This is a genomic window from Candidatus Pelagibacter sp. PS_02, assembly GCF_059418065.1.
In genome coordinates this window covers 479114-499384 of the sequence record NZ_CM182079.1, presented here as the reverse complement: position 1 = coordinate 499384, position 20271 = coordinate 479114, and the positions used below count along the sequence as shown (strand labels likewise).

Sequence of the window (20271 nt, the reverse complement as noted above, 5' to 3'; positions counted from 1 at the left end):
TGACCAGTTTGGGGTTTTAAAGGTAAAAAGTATTTATTTCTTAAACTTTTTTTTAATTTTTTAATTATTTTCAGGAATTGAAGGTGTATCACTAGACTTTTCTTCAATGATATCCAAAACTGATTCAGTAGGTGTTAACTCACCTCTAGATATAATTGTTAAAGCTAAGCTACAAATTATAAATAAAGTTGCAACTACTGCAGTAGCCTTCCCCATAAAATTACCTGCAGATCTGGAAAGCATAAAATTATCCTGAGAGACACCTATGCCAAGAGCACCACCTTCTGATTTTTGTACAAGTATCAAAAGTACAAGTATTGTTGCTAGTACTAAGTTGACTACTAATAAAATATTTTCCATGTGGCTTAACTATACGTTTTTTTGACTATATCAATAAATTTTTTAGCACTTTGAGATGCACCACCAATCAAAAAACCATCAATATTATTAATTTTTTTTAAGTTTGTAATATTTTCAGGGTTGACTGAACCTCCATATAAAACTTTTGGCAATTTATCTCTAAATTTACTTTTAATAAATTCTATAGTTTTAAAAAGATCATATGATTTTGGTATAATGCCACTGCCAATAGCCCAAACAGGCTCATAAGCAATAAAAATATTAGATTTATTTTTAATATTTTTTAGACCAATTTTAATTTGTTTAGATAAAATTGAACGTGTCTTTTTTTTTCTTTTTTCACTTAAAGTTTCACCAATACAAAAAATAACTTTTAATTTAGCTTCGAGAGCACTTTTTATTTTTAGATTAATTAGTTTATCACTCTCACCTTGTTTTCTATTTTCAGAATGACCAATAATTACAAAATGCGCACCAATGTTTTTTAACATACGGGAATTAACATGGCCAGTGTGAGCACCATAATCTTTGCTTTCATGACAATTTTGTCCACCAATACCAATTTGACAATTATTAAATTTTTTAGCAAAAGAACTTATTAAAGTATTTGGAGGGCAGTAAATTAATCTACCTCCCTTTATTTCTTTAGATTTTGAAAATCTAATAACTTTATCCAATGTATTTAAAGAAGATAAATTCCCATACATTTTCCAATTAGCTACAAAATACATATATTTATTTGTCATAATGAAAAATTTAATCTATAGCTTGGTATTTTAAAGATCAATAAATTAATGAAGTAATGATAAATCCTTTTAAAAATTTTTCTAAAAAGAAAATTGGTGGTCTACTACTAATTTTTGTAATTATAGTAGCTTTTGGTTTTGGTGGTTTTGGTGGAGGATTTAGCACTGGCAATCAAAACAACATAGCTAAGATAAATAATACTAATATTTCTACACAAGATTTTATGGATTATTTAAATGAATCAGGATTAAGCCAACAGGTAATTAAAGAAAATATCGATAAAAATATTATAGAAGAACTTTTATCTACATTAGTATCCACGACTCTTCTTGATCTTGAAATAGAAGAACTTAATCTTTCAATCACAGAAGACGTATTGATTAGAAAAATTAAAAATAATAAAAATTTCCATGATGAAAATGGATTATTTCAAAGAACATTATATGAAAAATTTTTATTAACAAATAATTCTTCTGCAGCCATGTTTGAAATACGCTTGAAAAATAATGAACTTCAAAAACAATTATTTACCTACATAAGTGGTGGAACAAAATCACCAGAATTTTTAATTAATAAATTTTATAAAGAAAATAACAAAAAATTAGATATCGAATATATCGATCTAAGTACCTTTTATAAAAAAAAGGAAATGTTTACAGATAACGATATTAAGTTTTTCGTTGAAGAAAATGCAGAAAAATTAAAACAAGATTATATTGATTTCTCTTTTGTTGAAATTAGCCCAAAAAACTTACTAGGTATTGATGATTTTAATCAAGCATTTTTTGATAAAATTGACGATATAGAAAACCAAATATCAAAAAATATTGACTTTAAAACTATAGTTAAAAATTTGGATATTTCCCCTACCGAAGTTAACTCATACATAAATCTTGATAATAAAAAAATAATAGAAAATATGATCTATAATTCAAGAGAAGATAAAATTGAAATTCTTGAAAATAATGGTGCTTATATTTTTTACAATATAAATAATTCAATCTCTAAATTGCCAGATCTTGAAAATCCTATAATTAAAGAACAAATTACAAATCTTCTATTTCAAAAAGAAAAGTTAGAATTTAATAAAAATATTTTAGAAAAAATTAATAAAAAAACATTCAATCAAGTGTCATTTGATGAGTTTGGTAAAAACAATATAAAAGAAATTAAGCTAGATTCTATAAATGATACTAAAAAATTTGAGACAAACTCAATTCAAATACTCTATTCTCTTCCTATTAATTCTTTTACATTAATTGCAAACAATGAAAATGATGTGTTTATTGCAAAGACTATAAAATACGAAGAAAAAAACATTAACAAAAATTCTGCTAATTTTGGAAAAATATCTTCTGAAGAGGGAGCTCAAAGTAAAAATAATATTTTAAAATCATATGATTTATTTTTAAATAACAGATACCAAGTTGTTGTGAATGAAAAAACACTTGAGCGAGTTAAAAATTATTTTAAATAATGTTAAACAGAAACTTTAATGATTTTAAGTTTCAACATAAAAGAAACAAAAATCAAATCCTCTACACCACTAGGAAAATAAGAAATGATGACGAAATCCTAAATCTAATAGATAATTTTCTTATAGAAAAAAATAGTTTTGTTTTTGAATCCGTAGAAAAGGGGAAAATAAGAGGTAGATACACTATTTTTGGTAAAAACCCTGATAAAATTTGGGAGTTCAATAATAATAATTCATATTTAGTTACAAACAAAACTAAAAAAAGAATTAAAGGAAAACCTGAAAAAATTATAGAAAAGATAATTGAAGAATTTAAATTTAAGATACCATCAGGGCTTCCTCCTATTAGTTCATTAATTTCTGGTTATTTTTCTTATGATTCAATTAGATACATAGAAAAAATTCCAAACAAATGTAGAGATGATTTAAAACTACCTGATGTAAGGCTTTTAAGACCAAGGGTGTTAGTTGTCCACGATAACTTGAAAAAAAAGATTTTTTATATTGTTAATATCTTTAAGGATGAAAAAATTACAAACTATAAGAATAAATACCTTGAAATTGAAAAACAAATAAATGAATTATTAATTCAAGCTTCTCTCCAAAAAAAAGATTTTAATAAAGCCATTGTCAAAAATATAAAAATTAAATCTAATACAACCAAAAATAAGTTTTTAAAGATGGTAAACAAAGCTAAAAAATACATAAAAATTGGAGATATTTTTCAAGTCGTCTTAAGTCAAAGGTTTGAAGCTAAATTGTCTAAAAGACCATTAGAAATTTATAAAAAACTTAGAATTACTAACCCATCTCCATTTATGTATTTTTTTAATTTTGATGATTTTCAAATTATAGGCGCTAGTCCAGAAATTTTAGTAAGACTAAGAGATAACAAAATTACTGTTAGACCAATTGCTGGAACTAGACCTAGGGGTAAAAATTTAAAAGAGGATAACTTTTTTGCAAAAGATTTGCTTAAAGATAAAAAAGAACTTTCTGAACATTTGATGCTACTTGACTTGGGTAGAAATGATGCTGGTAAAGTTTCTAAAATAGGAACTGTTAAAGTTACAGATAGTTTTATGATCGAGAAATACTCTCATGTAATGCATATAGTTTCCAATGTGATGGGTGCTTATAATAATAAAATTTCAAAATTTAAATCACTACTTGCTGGATTTCCTGCAGGGACTGTTTCTGGTGCACCTAAAATTAGAGCTATGGAAATTATTGATGAGCTAGAAACCACTAAAAGAAAAGTATATGCTGGGGGTATAGGTTATTTTTCTGCGAATGGTGAGTTTGACACATGCATTGCATTAAGAACTGCTGTTGTAAAAAATAAAAAATTTTATGTCCAAGCTGGTGCAGGAATAGTAGCTGACAGTAATCCAATTAAAGAATACGAAGAAACTGTTAATAAAGCCAAAGCTTTAATGAATGCATTAAAATAATGAAAATTTTATTAATAGATAACTATGATAGTTTTACATTTAACTTATATCACTATGTATCATCACTAGGCGTTAAAGTTGATGTGGTTAGAAATGATAAAATCACCCATACACAAATACTAAAAATTAGATATGACAAAATTATTATATCACCAGGACCAGGTAATCCAAATCAATCAGGAAATTGTATTAAAATAGTAAAAGCACTTTATAGAAAAATACCAATTCTTGGAGTATGTTTAGGTCATCAAATTATTGGCCAAGTTTTCGGTTCAAAAATTATTCAAGCAAAAAAGTTAATGCATGGGAAAACTAGTTTTATAAAATCAAAAAAAATAGGTATACTTAAAAATCTTCCCTCTAAATTTGAAGCTACAAGGTATCACAGTCTTATAGTTGATAAAAAAACGTTATCTGATCATCTTGAAATTACTGCAGAAACTGAAGATGGAATTATCATGGGCATAATGCATAAAAAATATAATATTCACGGTGTTCAATTTCACCCTGAAAGTATAAAAACTACCATTGGAATTAAAATATTAAAAAATTTTATTAATTACAAAAGTAAATGAAAGTTTTCATAGATAAATTAAAAGATAAACAAGATTTATCATTTGCTGAAAGCAAAAATGCTTTTGAAATCCTAATGAATGGCAAAGCTTCAGATGATGAGATTTTTGATTTTTTAACTCTACTTTCATCTAAAGGTGAGAGCTCAGATGAAATTGCTGGAGGGGTTTTTGTATTAAGAGATAAATCTAAAAGAGTTAACGTTGATGATTGTATAGATACATGTGGAACGGGTGGAGACGGTATGAACACACTTAATATTTCAACCGCTTCAGCACTACTTCTATCTAGTATGGGGATAAAGGTTGCAAAACATGGCAATAAAGCTGTTTCCTCTAAATGTGGTTCAGGAGATGTTTTGGAAGCTTTAAATATAAAGATAGATTTAGAGCCTAAAGATATTGAGGAACAAATTAAAAAAAATAACTTTGGTTTTATGTTTGCACCTAACTATCACAGTGCAATGAGGTTTGTTGGTCCTACTCGAAAAAAAATAGGAAAAAGAACAATTTTTAATATGATTGGTCCCTTAAGTAGTCCTGCACTAGTTGATAGACAAGTAATTGGTGTTTTTGATAAAAAACTATTAAAAATTTTTGCTAATGCTTTGAATAATTTAGATATTAAATTTGCCTGGATTGTAAATAGTGAAGATGGATTGGATGAAATATCACCCTATTCAAAAACTAATGTTGTTCAATTAAAAGATGGTAAAATTTCTGAAATGTTAATTGATCCTATAAAACTAAATATAGGTGCAAATAAATTTGAAAATTTACTTGGTGATGATGCAAAATTTAACGCAAATAAAATGTTAGATATATTTAAAGGTGAGGATAATGATTTTTCAAAGGCTGTTTGTTTAAATGCTGCAGCAGGTCTTATCGTTTCAGAAAAATATACAATTTTTATTGATGCTTATAACGAAGCAAGAACACATATATTGTCAGGAAAAACATACAATGACTTAAAGGAAATTCAAAATGTCTAAAGATGTACTAGAGGAAATTATTAAAAAAAAAATTGAAAAAGTTGATTTATTAAAAAAATCAATTTCATTAAATTCTTTAAATGAACAAATAGATCAAAATAAATCATTTATTAACTTTAAAGATAAAATTCAAAACAACATTGATAATAATAAAATTTCACTAATTGCAGAAATAAAAAAGGCAAGCCCATCTGCTGGTATTATAATAGATGATTATAACCCTATAGAAATTGCAAAAATCTACAATAACAATAAAGCAACATGTTTATCAATTCTTACTGAAGAAGATTTCTTTTTGGGCAGCCTAAGTGACATTAGTAAAGTGAAAGAAAAAATAAATTTACCTGTCTTATGTAAAGATTTTTTTATTGATAAGTTTCAAGTACCTCTTGCAAAAAGTTATGGTGCGGATGCAATATTAATTATATTAGCTGGTGTCTCTGACGACCTTGCTAATGAGTTATATGAAGAAGCAATGAGACTTAATATGTCAATAATTGTTGAGGTCCATACAATTGAAGAAGCTGAAAAAGCTCTTAACTTTAAAGAAGCATTAATTGGAATAAATAATAGAAATCTTAAAACTTTAAAAACAGATCTTAATACAACTTATGATATCTATAACGTCTTAAGTAATCACTCCTCCCCTTTAATTTCTGAAAGCGGCATTAAAACAAAGGAAGAACTTCTTTCTTTAGAGAACAAAACAGAAATAAAAACTTTTTTAATTGGTGAATCACTTTTAAAAAATTTAAATAAAAATTCTATTTTTTCCGTTCTCTAGTAAAATAAGCCCCTATTTTAAACATTTTTTAGCTATTGCAGAATTAAAAGAACACTTGTAGAACAGATTTTGTACTTTATTTGTTCTTATGCTAACAAAAAAACAAAAAAACCTGCTTTTATTCATCAACAAAAAGTTGAGAGCCTCAGGTGTATCTCCTTCATACGAAGAAATGAAAGATTCTTTAAATTTAAAGTCTAAGTCAGGAATACACAGATTAATAAGTGCCTTAGAAGAAAGAGGTTTTATTAGAAGGTTAGCTCATAAAGCTAGAGCTTTAGAGGTTATAAAACTTCCTGAAACAGCTTCTGCTAATGATATTTACAATAGCTTTTCACCTAGTGTTATCAAGGGTGGTCTAGATACAGAAAATACTAACTTAAATGAAATGGAAATACCTGTATTAGGTAGTATAGCAGCAGGAACACCTGTGGAGGCAATACAAAATGAAGTTTCTCGTATACCTCTTCCAAGCAACCTTGAAAAAAACGGTCAATATTTTGGTCTAAAAGTTCAAGGTGATTCAATGATTGAGGCTGGGATTAATGAAGGTGATACTGTTATCATAAAAAGATCTGACACTGCTGATAACGGTAAAATTGTAGTAGCTTTAATAGATGAACACGAGGCAATGTTGAAAAGAATTAGAAGAAAAGGAAAAACTGTAGCACTTGAAAGTGCTAATAGAAACTATGAAACCAAAATATTTGGTCCAGATAGAGTAAAAGTTCAAGGTGTTCTTGTATCTTTATATAGAAACTTCTAAGAAAATAGTCTAAAAATCATTGATGTCAAAAGTAGCAACAAGATTTGCTCCCTCTCCTACTGGAGCTCTTCATATTGGTGGTGTAAGAACTGCTTTATTCAATTGGCTATATTCTAAAAATAAAAATGGGACCTTTCATTTAAGAATTGAAGATACAGACAAGGAAAGATCTAAAGATGAACACAAAATTCAAATTATCAAGTCTTTAAAATGGATTGGCATTGATCATGATGGTGATGAATACATTCAATCAACTAAAATTAATGATCATGTAAATGTAGCTAATGAACTGCTTAAAAATGGTCATGCTTATAAATGTTATTGTTCAAGTGCTGAAATAGAAGAGCAAAAAAAACGAGCAAGACAAAAAAAACTTCCTTATGTTTACAATAGAAAATGTAGAGATCTTCAAGAGACTAATGCACCTACAATTATCAAACCAGTAATTAGATTTAAAAGTAAAATTGAAGGAACTTCAGTACTAAAAGATTTGGTGCAAGGAGATGTTGAAATTGAGAATACTACAATAGAGGATTTTATAATATTAAGAAATGATGGAACGCCGACATACAACCTTTCAGCTACTGTAGATGATCATCAAATGAAAATGACACATATAATTAGAGGTGATGATCATAAAATTAATACATTCAAGCAAATGCAAATATATTTAGCAATGAGTTGGGATCTTCCTAATTTTGCACATATTCCATTAATCCATACTATTGAAGGAAAAAAACTATCAAAAAGAGACAATGCATCAACATTGGACGATTACTCTAAAATAGGAATAATGCCTGATGCTTTAAGAAATTACTTATTAAGATTAGGCTGGTCTTATCAGGATAAAGAAATATTTACACTAAAAGAAAGCATTGAACTCTTTAATTTAGAAGGAATTGGTAAGTCTCCATCAAAACTAGATATGAGCAGAATATTATCATTGAATGAACATTATATAAAAACTATTAATGAAAATGAACTTTACGATCATCTTGTAAAATATTGTGAAATTTATAAGGAAAAAATTAAACCTGAAAAAGAAACAAAAATTAAACCTTCATTAATCTTTCTTAAGAATAAAGCAAAAACATTAGAAGATATATTTAATAATGCTAAATATATAATTTTTGATGATGTAAAATTTGAAGATAAAGATTTAGAATTAATTGATGATAAAGCAAAAAGTATCATAAAAGAGTTTAAGGAAAAACTAATTTCAATAAATACATTAAATAAAGAAACACTTGAACCCATAGTTAACGATTTAATAAAAAAATATGAAACTAATTTTAAAGGTGTAGGTCAGCCCCTAAGAATTGCTTTAACAGGATCAAAATTTGGTCCTGGCCTGTATGATATAATTATTTCTTTGGGGAATGAAGAAGTGGAACGAAGATTAGGAAACAAGATAATTATTTAAGATTAAAGCTGCTTCACTTGATGAAGAAGATTTTGACTTAATTCCCTCTAAAGTTTTTTTACAATCAACTAATTGTTTTTCAATTAACTCTGGGTTTTTAAGAAAATATGTAACAGTTTTATATATCTCTTCAGCATTACATTCTTTTTGTAATAATTCAGGTATCACCTCCTTGTCATTAATAATATTAATGATGTTTGCGAATCTAACATTAACTAATAATTTAAATATCATAAAATTTATAAAACCTAATTTATAAATAATTATTGAAGGAATATTGGCACTAGAAATTTGAAGTGAAATTGTACCTGATTTAGAGACTGCAAAGATTGAATTAGATAAAACCTGATTTTTAATATCTTCATCTGAAATTATATCTATATTATCTAAATTAGTTTTTTTTACTTTATTGATTATAAATTCTTTATTTTCGTCTGTTGCATGAAAAACAAATAAATGATCAAGTTTTTTTTTGTTCATCAATTTAATAAAATTTAATAAAATTGGTAAAAGAACACTTGTTTCTGATTTTCTACTACCTGGGAATAAGGATATAATTTTTTTATCTTTAGAAATTAAATTATCTAATGATGTGATTACATTGTCTTTTTTTTCAATTAAGGGATGCCCAACAAAAGTATTTTTAATATTTTCTTCATCAAAATATTTTTTTTCAAAATTAAATAATAAAAGTATGTGATCAATAAATTTTTTAATTTTTTTAACTCTATTTTTTCTCCAAACCCATACCTGAGGAGCGACATAATGAATTATCTTTATGTTGTGATTGATATTCTTTACTTTTTCAGCAACTCTTAATGTGAAATCAGGACTATCAACACTAAATAAGATATCAGGATTAAATTTTATAATTTCCTCAACAGTTTTGTTAATTTTTTTTCTAATTTTGAAGATATTAAACAGCACACTAGTAAAACCAAGATATGTAATCTCTTTGAGATCAAATATAGATTTAATTCCTAATTTTTTAATATGTGTTCCACCTACTGACAAATATTCAATATTTGGATTATTCATTTTAAGTTTAGAGATAACTGTTGAGGCTAATTTATCACCAGAGGGTTCGCCCGTTAAAATAAAAATTTTTTTCATATAATCTTAACAAAAATCTTATTTTTATTAGCAAATGCTATACATTTAGTTTTATCTAAAAATATATTTTTTTTAGATCTTAACACTATTCCTTTTAGTCCATATTTTTTACAATCCTTTAGAGTTTGAAGGCCAATAGTTGGTAAATCCATTCTTAAATCCTGTTTTTTTTTAGGTAGCTTAATTAATATTCCCTCAGATTTTTTCTTTAATTTTGATAACATTTTCTTTGTTCCCTGCTGGTCTTCAATAGCTAGAATAGTATTATTTTTAACAATTATTGCTTGAACGTGGTCTAGACTTTTTAGTTTATTAAAGTAAGCAATTCCTTTTTTAATAGAGTTAATGTCGCTCTTATTAGCTTTAAATTTAGTATAATTTCCTCTTTTAAGCGTTAGTTCAGGGTTAAAAAAGACAGAACTAATAACTTTTATTTTTTCATTATCTAAAATTTTTATTATAGCTTTAATAATTGCTGCATCACCTAATTTTGCTGCTTTTAAGATACTGGGCATATAATAAATACCTTTAAGGTCCAATCTTAATGTTGAAAATTTTGGTTTTGCAATTTTACCTGCAAATAAAACTTTTTTTGATTTTTTTTCTTTAATTAAATCTATTATTTTACCAAACTTACCAATGCTTATTCGATTAGAGTTTATATCGTTTTTAAATTTATTATTTTTTGAAAAATCAATTATAAAATATCTTTTATTTAATTTTTTTATATTTTTAAGAACAGCTTCTGAAAAATCTGTATCTCCTAAAAATAGTCCAATCATTTTATTTTGAAAATGGTGTACAAATAGGTCTTTTTTTATCTTTCTCTAAAAAATTCACTACCTCTAATACAAGCTCGTTCTTTTTAAAATCTTGATCTAGTTTGATTAAATTTTGAGTTAAATTCTCATCCTTAAAAATTTCTTTATAGGCATCACTTAAATTTAAAATTTTTTTATTTGGAATATTCTTTCTTCTTAAACCTATTAAATTTAATCCTTGTAATACACTTCGATTACCATGAGCAATTCCGTAGGGTATGACGTCTCTTACAACACCACACATTCCTCCTATCATTGCTGACCTTCCAACTCTAGTAAACTGCTGTACAGCTGAATTACCTCCTATTATGACATTACTTTCTATATGAGCGTGTCCTCCTAAAGGAACGTTGTTAGCTAGAATAACGTTATCTTCGACTAAACAATCATGTGCTATATGTGAAGAAACCATAAATAAACAGTTATTTCCTACTTTAGTTATTCCACCACCGCCAGCAGTTCCGGGGTTAATGGTTACATATTCTCTAATTTTATTGTTGTCACCAATTTCAAGCTTCGTTTCTTCACCTGCAAATTTTAAATCTTGAGGATCATTTCCAATTGATGCAAATGAATAGATCTTATTATTAGTTCCAATTTTGGTATGTCCAACAATACTTACATGTGATTGTATTATGGAATTTTCTCCTATTTCAACATTGGGACCTATTAAAGCGTAAGCTCCAATACTAACATTGGCACTAATTTTAGCTTTTGGATCAATAATTGCTGTTTTATGTATCATTTACTTTCTTTTAAAAAATCTCTAATATTTTTTGCAGGATATCCCATTACTTTTGAATTATCCTTGATGTTTTTTATCACTCCACTACCACCTGCTATTTCAACATTATTGCCAATAGTTAAATGACCAGAAATCCCAGCTTGTCCACCAATTCGAACGTTGTTGCCAATGATGGAGCTACCAGCAATTCCTACTTGACCTGCTATAATTGAATTATCTCCAATTTTAACATTATGAGCAATGTGAATTTGATTATCTAAAAATGAATTTTTTCCAATAACAGTGTTAGACATAGAGCCTCTATCAATAGTGCAACCACACCCAATTTCAGAATTTTCACCAATTATTACAATTCCAATATGGGGATATCTTAAATTTTTTTTAGTAACAGGAAAAAAACCAAACCCATGTTTACCAATAACGCAATTATCTAAAACTGTAACGTTATTATCAATTAATGTGTTTCTTATAATAACATTTGATCCTATTGAGCAATTATCACCAATTGAAACATTCTGTTCAATAATAGTATTATGTCCAATTAAACAATTAGATCCAAGGGTAACATTGTCACCAATTAAAACATTATTTCCACATTTTACTTTATCTTTAAATTTTGTTTCAGTTATATTTCTAGCTGTATAATCAAAGTTATCATTAATTGAAGTAGGATAAAACTTTGATGTAACTTTAGAAGTTGAAACCAAAACATTCTCAACAATTAATGGTAAGCAACTCTTTGGTAATTCGTCTTTTAAAATCTCAGTTGTTAAACAAAAAGAGGCTTTGGTATTTTTTGCAAAATTTTTATATTTTTTAGAATGAAAAAAAGTAATGTCATTTTTTTTTGATGTAAGTAGATCTTTAATATCATTAATTTCTTGATCATTATCAATATTAAGGTCATCAAGATTTATTAATTGTAAAATATCAGATATATTAAGGGGACCATTATTTTTAAAAAAAGGATTAATCACAAATCCTTTTTACCAAAGCTAATTAAGCTGTGTTATCAAGATTTGTTGCTGATTATTTCTTATCAACAATAGTAGCTGACCATTGAGCATCAGCCATTTTTTTTCCATCAACAAAGGCATCACCTTTATATTTCCAAACCCTACCGTGGGTTCTGATCGCTTGAATTTTTAATTCTAGTTTACAATCTGGTATTACAGGATTTCTAAATCTTGCTTTTTCTATGCCCATTAAAAAAACTAGCTTATTTTCATATGTTTTTTTATCTAAACCATGAGCTGTTAATGCTGCAGCAGCCTGACCAAAAGCCTCAACTATTAGAACTCCTGGCATAACAGGATTGTCTGGAAAATGACCTTGCACAAAAAAACTATCTTTTTTTACATAAACAATAGCTGTTGCAGAAGATAGTTTTTCAATATCTTGCAATTCATCAATTAGTAACATTGGCTCCCTATGAGGTAGCAAATTAGCAATTTGTTTTTTATCTAGCATTTATTTATTCATTAATCTTAAATTCTTTAACTTCTAAATTTACAATTTTAATAACTTCGTCTGTAATGTCTAGTTGTGTTTTAGCAACAACTAAATCTTTTTTTTGTAAAATAATAGCTATTTCTTTGTCATTTGAAAATTTAATTAAAATTGGATTAATCAATTTTAAAAGATTATTGGTATTATCTATTTTTAATTTATTAAAATCAGACAACATTTTATTTCTATTTTGATTGTAGTTATTAATCTCAGATTTCAGTTCATTAACCTTATTTTTAAAATCATTTTCAGATATAATATTTTTTTGAGAAATTAATTTTGTTTCTTTTTCTTTGAATTTTTTTTCTTCCTCATTCAAAAATTTTAAATTTTTTTTATTAAGATCTGTTAATTGTTTTAAAATTGAAGAGCCTGCATTAGATGTTGAAATAACTTTATCCATATCTATGAATGCTATTTTTTGTTCAGAAAAAACTATATTCGTAGAAAATAAAAAAATAATTAAAAATGATGCGAGTAGTTTTTTCATTAAAAAGTGGTACCTAAATTAAACCTGAAAGATTCAGTTATATCATTTTTACCTTTAGTAATAGCTTCAGTTAAAGAAAAGTTTAGAGGACCAACTGGCGTGAAGAAATCTACAGCTATTCCTACAGATGATCTAATTTTACTTTCATCGCTTAATGATGAACTATAATCTATACCCCAGACATTTGCTGCATCAAAAAAAACAGAAAAATTAGTATTCTGTGAATTAGGTAATATTTGAGAAAGACTTGTTGCTATATTTATTGAAGCTGCATAATTACCACCAATAAAATCAGCCCCATCTTTTGGACCAACTTTTCCAGACTCAAACCCTCTTAGTTTACTTGCTGGTAAATACAATCTATCAGAAAGTTTAATATCTTTACCAGCTAAAGAATTTGAGATTTGCCCAAAAAAACCAATCGAAAAAATATTTTCGTCTAGCCATTCATTATAGATTTTATAATCATATGAATTAGTTAAAGTATAGCTTTCACTTATTAAAGGAATATTTTGTGAGAACCTACTAATGTAACCATCAGAGGTTTTGTATCTTTGGTCTCTCTTATCATAACTAAAAGTATGATTAAAAAAGGTATCAAAATATGAACCTTCTTGTTTTTTCATACTAGCAGAGGCTGTGCTATCGGTTTCTAGTTTTTCAACATACGAAGAAACACCTGTATTCCAATAAAGATCATCATAAAACTCGAAACCACTTCCAACAGAAAAACCAGTTTTATTTGACTTATAACCAAAATTTTTAAGTCTATCTGTGATCGTACTTTCCAATGAGGTGTTTAATGATCTGTTAGAGCCCTTATAGTTAGGATTATTCATTGAAATAATTCCTTTAAGACTTTCAGTGCTGACTGAAATATCAGATGCAAACTCTATACCTCTACCAAGAAAATTATTTTCTGATACGCCAAAAGCAAAAGTTCCACCACCAGTACCAATACCAGCTCCAGCCATAATTTCCCCTGTAGGTTTTTCTTCAACTGTAATATTAATTATTTTTTTATTTTCATTATCGATATCTAAAATTTCAGACTCAACTTTACTAAAAAAATTAAGTCCTCTTAAGTTATTTAATGTTCTGGTTTGAAGTAACTCATTAAAAGCATCGCCCTCATCGACCAGAAGATTATTACGAATTACTTCTTCACGGGTTACATTGTTGCCCAGTATATTAATTTTTTCGACATAGAATTTTTCTGATTCATCTATATCAAATGTAAGATTGATTAAATTGTCTTCTATACTCTCATTAACAGTAGATTTTAGAAACTCAAATTGTTCATTTAAAACAATTTTATCAATTTCTTTTAAAATTTTATCAATGGAGTTGAGAGAATAATTTTCACCTTTAAGCTTTTCAAAAATATTATCTAACTGTTGAAAATTAGCACGATCATAATCTAATGGAAGATTAAGATTAAATTCATTAAAATAAAATTTATTACCAGATGAAATATTATAGATTATTTCAAACTCATCATTGCCAAGATAGTTAGCAAATGACGACTCAATTACAACGTTAAAAAAACCTTTATTCTTATAAAAATTATTTAACAATCTTTTATCATAATTAATTAAATTTTCATTCAAGTATTTTTTACCAGAAAGAAACTTCCAAAATTTATATTCCTCACTAATAATTATATTTTTTAATGTGCTGTCTTTAAATTTTTTATCCCCAATAAATGAAATTTTTGAGATTTTTGATTTTTCACCAAGTTCAATTTGGTAAAGGAGATCAATTTTATTATCCCCTAAATCTTGATAGGAAGATGTGACTTTAGAAAAGTAATAACCATCATCTTTAAGAAAACTTAATATAGCTGATTCATCTTTTTTAATTAAAGTTGAGTTATAAGAGGATCTATTTTTTAAAGATAAAATTTCATATAAAGATTCTTTTGTTTTTTTTCTATTAATTCCCTCTATTAAAACTGTTTGAATTATTGGATTTTCCAATACATCTATAGTTAGATTATTATTTTCAATTTTAACTGTAACATCTTTAAAAAAACCAGATTTATATAATTTTTTTAAAATTTCATTTATGGAATTTTCGTCTAAAGGTATGTTATCTTGAATTTCTGAAAAAACTAATATTGTTTCATTAGATATTCTCTCATTACCATTAATAATGATTTTTTCATAATTTTTTGAGTTTGACGAAAATGTCAAAAAAATAGAGAATAATATTAATTGAATAAAAAATCTAAACATAGCGAGTTTATACACTCATAGAGCTAATTTTTAAACTTACATAATCATTTAAATTTTGAATTTCATCAATATTTCTGGGCTTCATTGACTTAAATTTATTGAATTCAGGAGTATTACAAATTTTTATCAATGTATTAGATATATCATTAAATTTAATCTTATTATTTAAAAAAAGTTTCACTAATTTATCATTTGCACTCACAATTATAGTCTCAAATAAAGAATCTTCATTACTCAAATTATTAAGAATTTTAATTACTGGGAATCTAATATTATCAATTTTTTTAAGATTTAGATTATTTAACGTTTTAATATCGATATTTTTTGATTTAAGTTTTTTGTCGGTATTAAAATAAATAGAATTAAATATTGGAATTGTCATGTTGGTATCATGAACTAAAAGTTTCGATAAACCATTATTAAATTTTACTATTGCATGCAGGTATGACTTTGGATGAATTAATATTTCAAGTTGTTTATAATTTAAGTTAAAGATTTTTTTTGCTTCTATAATTTCAAAAACTTTATTCATCATTGTAGCAGAATCGATTGTAATTTTTTTTCCCATCGACCAATTAGGATGTTTTAATGCATCTTTAACTGAAATATTTCTAAATTTTTTTAATGATAAGTTTCTAAAAGGACCTCCAGAAGCTGTTATGTAAATTTTTTCAAAATTGTTTTTTTTATTGTTATCTAATAGTGACCAAATAGAAAAATGTTCAGAATCTACTGGTACAAAATATGTTTTATATTTTTTTAAATCTTTTTTAATTAAATTCCATCCACATATGATGGATTCTTTGTTTGCTATCGCTATAGTTTTGGTAAATTTAATAATATCCAAAGTTGGTTTTAATCCGTCAAATCCTGAAATTGCACACATTGAATAATCAATTTTATTATTTGTATTAAAAATTTTGTTTAATGAATCAAAGTTATTAAAAACTTTAACTTTAGCATTTTTCAAAAGTTTGGTTGTAATTAAAAAAGAATTATAATCGGTGACAATTACATTTTTAACATTAAACAATTTAACTTGTTTTATTAATTTCTTATAATTTTTATTTACTGTGAGTAATTCAATTTTAAAGTTTTTTTGATCATCTTTAATAATCTTTAATAATGATGATCCAATAGAGCCTGTAGATCCAAAAATTGCAATTTTTTTCATACTAAATAAATATAAACAAAAAAATCCCAAGTGGTATTGCAAAAATTATTCCATCTATTCTATCTAAAACTCCTCCATGGCCAGGCAGCAAATCACTCGTATCTTTAACTTTTGCTTTGCGCTTTAAAAGTGAAATAAATAGATCTCCTAATTGAGATGTTAGGGAAATAATGATTGTTATTAAAAAAAGATTTACTATTGATTGATCAATTTGAACTTTATAAAAAAAGGGGATCAACAGCATGGAGAACATGAAAGAACCAATTGATCCAGAAATTGTTTTATTAGGGCTGATTTTAGTTAGTTTTTTTCCTTTAAATATTTTTCCACAAACAAGCCCTCCTATGTCTGACAATATTGCAATTAAAACAGAATATAAAAGGTAGATTTTAAGATTGGAATTCTCTGATTCTATAGTAAAAATTAAATAAACTAATCCTGATAAATAAATTAATGATAAAGCTTTATAAGAGAATCTAAAAAATTTATCCTTTAAAATATCTTTTTTAAAAATTTTTGATATTAATGCATAAAATTCAATCCATGAAATTATTGCTATAATAATTAAAGAAATTATCATTATATACGAGTAAAAAAACATTCCTATTAAAAGAGCAATAAGAAGTATTGAAGTTAAAATTCTTTTTTTTATATTTGAATTCATTAAATTGATCCGAAATTTCTTTTAATATTTTTAAATTTATTCATAATTTTATCAAAATCTTTACCTTTAAAATCAGGCCATAATTTTTTTTCAAAAAATATCTCTGTGTAAGATAGTTGCCAAAGTAAAAAATTGCTTAGTCTATTGGTATTTCCAGTTCTTATTAAAATATCAGGATTCGGTAGATGCTTTGTATACAAATTGTTATCTATATTTTTTTCATTTATTGTAATTTTTTTTCGTTTAATTTTTTTTACGGTATTAATTAATTCAATTTTCGAACCATAGTTTAAAGCAATATTAACTTGTAACGTTTTTTTATTAAAAGTTTTTTTTTCTGATAATTTAATTAATTTTTGAAGTTTTGTAGGTAATTTATTTAATTCACCAATAAACTTAAGCTTAATATCTTTTTCAATAATTTTACTAATCTTTTTTTGTAAAAAGTTTTCTAATAATTTAAATAAAAAAACAATTTCATTTTTGGGTCTTTTCCAATTTTCAGAAGAGAAGGTATAAAGAGTTAAAAACTTAATTTTATGGTTAATGCAATGATTAATGATTAGATCGACTGTGTTTAAACCAGCTCTATGACCTGCATTTCTTGATTGTTTATGCTTAACGCCCCATCTACCGTTTCCATCCATGATGATGGCAACATGTTTAATTGGGTTCATATGGTCATTATTTCTTTTTCTTTAACTTCAACTTTAGTATCTATGATTTTAATATGTTCGTCTGTAAATGATTGTACTAATTTTTCATTAATCTTTTCTTCATCTTCACTAATTATTTTTTCTTTAACTAGGTTTTTTAAATCATCATTGGCTTCTCTTCTAATATTTCTAATTGAGATTTTACACTTTTCACCCATAGATTTGATTAATTTTTTAATCTCAGTTCTTCGTTCTTCATTTAAATCTGGTACAGGAAGTCTAATTAATTGACCATCAATTTGAGGATTTAAACCTAATTCTGATTTTTTAATTGCAGTATCAACAAGTGGCACATTATTAAGATCCCAAACTTGAATATTAATAGTTCTAGCATCTGGAGTTGTTATGCTTGATACTTGATTTAAAGGCATTGCTTGACCATAAACATCAACCTTAACAAGATCCAACATTGAGGCATTTGCTCTGCCAGTTCTTAATGATGTTAACTCTTTCTGAAAAACCTCAATGGTTTTATCCATCTTCTGGCTATATGTTTTTTCATTAAACATTTATTCACCTATTTTAATTCTTAGAAAATTGTTAATCTTTAAATCGGGTATGTTTAGTTCTTTTATGATATCTTGAACTTTCTTTTTTGGTTCCATAACCCAGGCTTGTGTTAATAAGGCATTTTCTTCTTTAAATTTATTCATTTTACCTAAACTAATTTTTTGTGCAATATCCTCAGGTTTTCCTGAATTTTTTAACTCTTCTGCAACAAGATCCTGTTCTTTTTGAAGAAGATCTTTATCAATCAAATCTGAACTTAGTGCTAAAGGATTTGAAGCTGCAATATGCATTGAAAGTTGTTTACCAAAAGCTTTAACATCTTCACTATCGTTTGAGGTCTCAAGTGAAGTTATGACTGATAATTTAGACAAATTATCTTTAACTACAGTATGCAAATAATTAAAGTTTTTAGAACCTGGTTGGCTAAATGTTTTAGCTTTACCAAGTGTTATCTTTTCTCCCATTTTTGCAATTAATGCAACAAGGCTATCTTCAACTGTTTCTCCATTTGCCATTTTTGATTTATTGAGTTTCTCTAAGTCAGATGAATTTTGATTATTCAGTTCACTTAATTCTTTTGCAAAGGATACGAAGTCATCATTTTTAGCAACAAAATCTGTTTCACAGTTAATTTCAATAATAGATATTTTATTTTCATCGCCTGAAGTTGCAATAACACCTTCTTTAGCATCTCTTGACATTTTTTTTGAAGCTTTAGAAATTCCTTTTACTCTTAAAATTTCAACAGCTTTATCTAGGTCACCTCCAGATTCTTTGATTGCTAAATTACAATCTTTAAATCCAGCACCCGTTGCTTCACGTAATTGTTTTACTTTTTCTATATCACTCATGTTAATTTAGTTTTTCCTTATCTTTTTTTGAAAATTTAGCATCTAGCTTCTCTCTATCAATCTCCTGAATAGTTTTTGATGAAGTTTCTTTGGTTTTTGTATCATCAACATCTGGTTTTTCTTCAGATTTAGATGGAGCAGCTTTTTTTGCATTTTCAATAGTTTCTTTTACTAAATTGCAATACAAATCAATCGCTCTTCTAGCATCATCGTTACCTGGAATTGGGTAATCAATACCATCAGGATTAGAATTGCTGTCAAGTATAGCACAGATTGGAATACCTAATTTAGAAGCTTCAGCAATAGCTAGAGATTCATAATTAGTATCAATAATAAAAACTAGATCGGGAACCTTTTTCATTTCTGCAATTCCACCTAATGCTCTTTCTAATTTATCTTTTTTAACGCTCATCTTTAATAGTTCTTTTTTTGTAAAGCCTCTATTTTCAGCTACAAGATCAGCCTCATATTTTTTCATCTTTTTAATTGATCCTGAGATTGTTCCCCAGTTGGTTAGCATTCCACCTAACCATCTGTAGTTTACAAAGTATTGTCCAGTTTCTTTTGCTACTTCAGCAATAGCTTCTGATGCTTGTTTTTTTGTAGAAACAAAAAGAATTTTGCCATTATTGGCTATCGTATTGTAAACTTTTTCCAAAGCTACATTGGTTAATTCTAATGTTTGAGTTAAATCAATAATGTGAATTGAATCTCTTTTTCCAAAAATGTATTTTTTCATCTTTGGGTTCCATCTTAAGGTCTTATGACCTAAATGAACGCCTGCTTCTAATAGTTGTTGGATAGTTAAACTTGGTATTTTCATATTTATTCCCGGTTAAGCCACCACAGTAATTTCCATTTAAGGA

The 20271-nt window shown here is 26.5% G+C and carries 22 protein-coding genes; 7 read left to right on the top strand and 15 right to left on the bottom strand.

Annotation, left to right across the window (positions count from 1 at the left end):
* Positions 1 to 60: 60 nt before the first annotated feature.
* Complete coding sequence (gene secG / locus AC5SL4_RS02675) at positions 61 to 360, bottom strand: preprotein translocase subunit SecG (protein ID WP_006996993.1); 300 nt, start codon at positions 358 to 360, stop codon at positions 61 to 63.
* A 5-nt stretch (positions 361 to 365) separates the two neighbouring features.
* Positions 366 to 1106 (bottom strand): triose-phosphate isomerase, encoded by a 741-nt coding sequence (locus AC5SL4_RS02670; protein ID WP_006996994.1) that lies wholly within the window; start codon positions 1104 to 1106, stop codon positions 366 to 368.
* A gap of 56 nt (positions 1107 to 1162) precedes the next feature.
* Between AC5SL4_RS02670 and AC5SL4_RS02665 the strand changes: the two genes are divergently transcribed.
* From AC5SL4_RS02665 to gltX, 7 genes are all read left to right on the top strand, one after another.
* On the top strand, positions 1163 to 2584 hold the full coding sequence (locus AC5SL4_RS02665; protein WP_011282044.1) for a SurA N-terminal domain-containing protein: 1422 nt from the start codon (positions 1163 to 1165) through the stop codon (positions 2582 to 2584).
* Positions 2584 to 4038 carry an anthranilate synthase component I gene (gene trpE, locus AC5SL4_RS02660; protein WP_494587529.1) on the top strand — a complete coding sequence of 485 codons (1455 nt, stop codon included), beginning with the start codon at positions 2584 to 2586 and terminating at the stop codon, positions 4036 to 4038. The genes AC5SL4_RS02665 and trpE overlap by 1 nt, the downstream gene beginning before the upstream one ends.
* Positions 4038 to 4613: an anthranilate synthase component II gene (locus tag AC5SL4_RS02655; protein WP_027306562.1), complete on the top strand. Its 576-nt coding sequence runs from the start codon at positions 4038 to 4040 to the stop codon at positions 4611 to 4613. The genes trpE and AC5SL4_RS02655 overlap by 1 nt, the downstream gene beginning before the upstream one ends.
* The gene (trpD, locus tag AC5SL4_RS02650) at positions 4610 to 5602 is read left to right on the top strand and encodes an anthranilate phosphoribosyltransferase (RefSeq protein ID WP_494587528.1); all 993 of its coding nucleotides are present in this window, start codon (positions 4610 to 4612) and stop codon (positions 5600 to 5602) included. Before AC5SL4_RS02655 ends, trpD begins: the two co-directional genes overlap by 4 nt.
* Positions 5595 to 6386 carry an indole-3-glycerol phosphate synthase TrpC gene (locus AC5SL4_RS02645; protein WP_011282040.1) on the top strand — a complete coding sequence of 264 codons (792 nt, stop codon included), beginning with the start codon at positions 5595 to 5597 and terminating at the stop codon, positions 6384 to 6386. The genes trpD and AC5SL4_RS02645 overlap by 8 nt, the downstream gene beginning before the upstream one ends.
* An 88-nt stretch (positions 6387 to 6474) precedes the next feature.
* Positions 6475 to 7152, top strand: coding sequence for a transcriptional repressor LexA (lexA, locus tag AC5SL4_RS02640; protein WP_006997000.1), 678 nt, complete (start codon positions 6475 to 6477; stop codon positions 7150 to 7152).
* A 22-nt stretch (positions 7153 to 7174) separates the two neighbouring features.
* Positions 7175 to 8575, top strand: a complete 1401-nt coding sequence (gltX, locus tag AC5SL4_RS02635) for a glutamate--tRNA ligase (RefSeq protein ID WP_494587527.1) — start codon at positions 7175 to 7177, stop codon at positions 8573 to 8575.
* Here the strand turns inward: gltX and lpxB are convergent.
* Genes lpxB through rpsB form a run of 13 tightly spaced genes read right to left on the bottom strand, consistent with a single transcriptional unit; the run spans position 8552 to position 20228 of the window.
* Complete coding sequence (lpxB, locus tag AC5SL4_RS02630; RefSeq protein WP_011282038.1) at positions 8552 to 9688, bottom strand: lipid-A-disaccharide synthase; 1137 nt, start codon at positions 9686 to 9688, stop codon at positions 8552 to 8554. The two genes, gltX and lpxB, sit on opposite strands and share 24 nt — an antisense overlap.
* A complete protein-coding gene (lpxI, locus tag AC5SL4_RS02625; RefSeq protein ID WP_027306566.1) occupies positions 9685 to 10470 on the bottom strand; it encodes a UDP-2,3-diacylglucosamine diphosphatase LpxI domain-containing protein in 786 nt (261 codons plus the stop codon). The genes lpxB and lpxI overlap by 4 nt, the downstream gene beginning before the upstream one ends.
* A 1-nt stretch (position 10471) precedes the next feature.
* Entirely contained in the window at positions 10472 to 11254 is a 783-nt protein-coding gene (gene lpxA / locus AC5SL4_RS02620) for an acyl-ACP--UDP-N-acetylglucosamine O-acyltransferase (protein ID WP_011282036.1), read from the bottom strand.
* Positions 11251 to 12231, bottom strand: a complete 981-nt coding sequence (lpxD, locus tag AC5SL4_RS02615; RefSeq protein WP_494587526.1) for a UDP-3-O-(3-hydroxymyristoyl)glucosamine N-acyltransferase — start codon at positions 12229 to 12231, stop codon at positions 11251 to 11253. The genes lpxA and lpxD overlap by 4 nt, the downstream gene beginning before the upstream one ends.
* A 52-nt stretch (positions 12232 to 12283) precedes the next feature.
* Positions 12284 to 12724, bottom strand: a complete 441-nt coding sequence (gene fabZ / locus AC5SL4_RS02610; RefSeq protein WP_006997006.1) for a 3-hydroxyacyl-ACP dehydratase FabZ — start codon at positions 12722 to 12724, stop codon at positions 12284 to 12286.
* 4 nt (positions 12725 to 12728) lie between these two features.
* Entirely contained in the window at positions 12729 to 13253 is a 525-nt protein-coding gene (locus AC5SL4_RS02605; protein WP_027306570.1) for an OmpH/Skp family outer membrane protein, read from the bottom strand.
* Positions 13253 to 15490 (bottom strand): outer membrane protein assembly factor BamA, encoded by a 2238-nt coding sequence (bamA, locus tag AC5SL4_RS02600; protein ID WP_494587525.1) that lies wholly within the window; start codon positions 15488 to 15490, stop codon positions 13253 to 13255. The genes AC5SL4_RS02605 and bamA overlap by 1 nt, the downstream gene beginning before the upstream one ends.
* A gap of 7 nt (positions 15491 to 15497) precedes the next feature.
* Complete coding sequence (locus AC5SL4_RS02595) at positions 15498 to 16664, bottom strand: 1-deoxy-D-xylulose-5-phosphate reductoisomerase (RefSeq protein ID WP_011282031.1); 1167 nt, start codon at positions 16662 to 16664, stop codon at positions 15498 to 15500.
* A 1-nt stretch (position 16665) separates the two neighbouring features.
* Positions 16666 to 17328 carry a phosphatidate cytidylyltransferase gene (locus tag AC5SL4_RS02590; RefSeq protein WP_011282030.1) on the bottom strand — a complete coding sequence of 221 codons (663 nt, stop codon included), beginning with the start codon at positions 17326 to 17328 and terminating at the stop codon, positions 16666 to 16668.
* The gene (uppS, locus tag AC5SL4_RS02585) at positions 17328 to 18005 is read right to left on the bottom strand and encodes a polyprenyl diphosphate synthase (RefSeq protein WP_011282029.1); all 678 of its coding nucleotides are present in this window, start codon (positions 18003 to 18005) and stop codon (positions 17328 to 17330) included. Before uppS ends, AC5SL4_RS02590 begins: the two co-directional genes overlap by 1 nt.
* Positions 18002 to 18553, bottom strand: coding sequence for a ribosome recycling factor (gene frr / locus AC5SL4_RS02580; RefSeq protein ID WP_494587524.1), 552 nt, complete (start codon positions 18551 to 18553; stop codon positions 18002 to 18004). The genes uppS and frr overlap by 4 nt, the downstream gene beginning before the upstream one ends.
* On the bottom strand, positions 18554 to 19405 hold the full coding sequence (gene tsf, locus AC5SL4_RS02575; protein ID WP_006997013.1) for a translation elongation factor Ts: 852 nt from the start codon (positions 19403 to 19405) through the stop codon (positions 18554 to 18556).
* 1 nt (position 19406) lies between these two features.
* Positions 19407 to 20228 carry a 30S ribosomal protein S2 gene (gene rpsB, locus AC5SL4_RS02570; RefSeq protein ID WP_006997014.1) on the bottom strand — a complete coding sequence of 274 codons (822 nt, stop codon included), beginning with the start codon at positions 20226 to 20228 and terminating at the stop codon, positions 19407 to 19409.
* Positions 20229 to 20271 lie beyond the last annotated feature (43 nt).